The organism is Streptomyces lancefieldiae (assembly GCF_031845825.1).
In the GTDB taxonomy this organism is placed as follows: Bacteria; Actinomycetota; Actinomycetes; order Streptomycetales; family Streptomycetaceae; genus Streptomyces; species Streptomyces lancefieldiae.
On the sequence record NZ_JAVRFH010000180.1, the window covers coordinates 1 to 2496 of the forward strand.

The 2496-nt window shown below is 56.8% G+C and carries 1 rRNA gene; it reads left to right on the top strand.

Going from position 1 to position 2496, the window contains the following annotated elements:
- Window positions 1–2474, top strand: a 23S ribosomal RNA gene (locus RM812_RS41365); the annotation flags it as partial.
- Between the last annotated feature and the right edge of the window lie 22 nt (window positions 2475–2496).

A 2496-nucleotide genomic window follows, 5' to 3' on the forward strand; every position in this document is an offset into this window, starting at 1 on the left:
GTCTCGTGACTGCGTGCCTTTTGAAGAATGAGCCTGCGAGTTTGCGGTGTGTTGCGAGGTTAACCCGGGTGGGGTAGCCGTAGCGAAAGCGAGTCCGAACAGGGCGTTTCAGTAGCACGCTCAAGACCCGAAGCGGAGTGATCTAGCCATGGGCAGGTTGAAGCGGAGGTAAGACTTCGTGGAGGACCGAACCCACCAGGGTTGAAAACCTGGGGGATGACCTGTGGTTAGGGGTGAAAGGCCAATCAAACTCCGTGATAGCTGGTTCTCCCCGAAATGCATTTAGGTGCAGCGTCGTGTGTTTCTTGCCGGAGGTAGAGCACTGGATAGGCGATGGGCCCTACCGGGTTACTGACCTTAGCCAAACTCCGAATGCCGGTAAGTGAGAGCGCGGCAGTGAGACTGTGGGGGATAAGCTCCATGGTCGAGAGGGAAACAGCCCAGAGCATCGACTAAGGCCCCTAAGCGTACGCTAAGTGGGAAAGGATGTGGAGTCGCACAGACAACCAGGAGGTTGGCTTAGAAGCAGCCACCCTTGAAAGAGTGCGTAATAGCTCACTGGTCTAGTGATTCCGCGCCGACAATGTAGCGGGGCTCAAGCGTACCGCCGAAGTCGTGTCATTCACATATATAGCCCCAACGGGTGTGTGGATGGGTAGGGGAGCGTCGTGTGCCGGGTGAAGCAGCGCCGGAAGGCAGTTGTGGACGGTTCACGAGTGAGAATGCAGGCATGAGTAGCGATACAAACGTGAGAAACGTTTGCGCCGATTGACTAAGGGTTCCTGGGTCAAGCTGATCTGCCCAGGGTAAGTCGGGACCTAAGGCGAGGCCGACAGGCGTAGTCGATGGATAACCGGTTGATATTCCGGTACCCGCTGTGAAGCGTCAAACATCGAGCATCGTGATGCTAAGGCCGTGAAGCCGTTCCGGACCCTTCGGGGAAAGGAAAGTGGTGGAGCCGCCGGACCAAGCGGTTAGTAGGTGAGTGATGGGGTGACGCAGGAAGGTAGTCCATCCCGGGCGGTGGTTGTCCCGGGGTAAGGGTGTAGGCCGTGCGATAGGTAAATCCGTCGTACATGAGGCTGAGACCTGATGCCGAGCCGATTGTGGTGAAGTGGATGATCCTATGCTGTCGAGAAAAGCCTCTAGCGAGTTTCATGGCGGCCCGTACCCTAAACCGACTCAGGTGGTCAGGTAGAGAATACCGAGGCGTTCGGGTGAACTATGGTTAAGGAACTCGGCAAAATGCCCCCGTAACTTCGGGAGAAGGGGGGCCACGCCTGGTGATCACTCTTGCAGTGTGAGCTGGGGGTGGCCGCAGAGACCAGCGAGAAGCGACTGTTTACTAAAAACACAGGTCCGTGCGAAGCCGTAAGGCGATGTATACGGACTGACGCCTGCCCGGTGCTGGAACGTTAAGGGGACCGGTTAGTCACTCTTCGGGGTGGCGAAGCTGAGAACTTAAGCGCCAGTAAACGGCGGTGGTAACTATAACCATCCTAAGGTAGCGAAATTCCTTGTCGGGTAAGTTCCGACCTGCACGAATGGCGTAACGACTTCTCGACTGTCTCAACCATAGGCCCGGTGAAATTGCACTACGAGTAAAGATGCTCGTTTCGCGCAGCAGGACGGAAAGACCCCGGGACCTTTACTACAGTTTGATATTGGTGTTCGGTTCGGCTTGTGTAGGATAGCTGGGAGACTTTGAAGCTCGCACGCCAGTGTGGGTGGAGTCGTCGTTGAAATACCAGTCTGGTCGTGCTGGATGTCTAACCTGGGTCCGTGATCCGGATCAGGGACAGTGTCTGATGGGTAGTTTAACTGGGGCGGTTGCCTCCTAAAGAGTAACGGAGGCGCCCAAAGGTTCCCTCAGCCTGGTTGGCAATCAGGTGTTGAGTGTAAGTGCACAAGGGAGCTTGACTGTGAGACCGACGGGTCGAGCAGGGACGAAAGTCGGGACTAGTGATCCGGCGGTGGCTTGTGGAAGCGCCGTCGCTCAACGGATAAAAGGTACCCCGGGGATAACAGGCTGATCTTCCCCAAGAGTCCATATCGACGGGATGGTTTGGCACCTCGATGTCGGCTCGTCGCATCCTGGGGCTGGAGTCGGTCCCAAGGGTTGGGCTGTTCGCCCATTAAAGCGGTACGCGAGCTGGGTTTAGAACGTCGTGAGACAGTTCGGTCCCTATCCGCTGTGCGCGTAGGAGTCTTGAGAAGGGCTGTCCCTAGTACGAGAGGACCGGGACGGACGAACCTCTGGTGTGCCAGTTGTTCTGCCAAGGGCATGGCTGGTTGGCTACGTTCGGGAGGGATAACCGCTGAAAGCATCTAAGCGGGAAGCCTGCTTCGAGATGAGGACTCCCACCCACTTGATGGGGTAAGGCTCCCAGTAGACGACTGGGTTGATAGGCCGGATCTGGAAGCACCGTGAGGTGTGGAGGTGACCGGTACTAATAGGCCGAGGGCTTGTCCTCAGTTGCTCGCGTCCACTGTGTT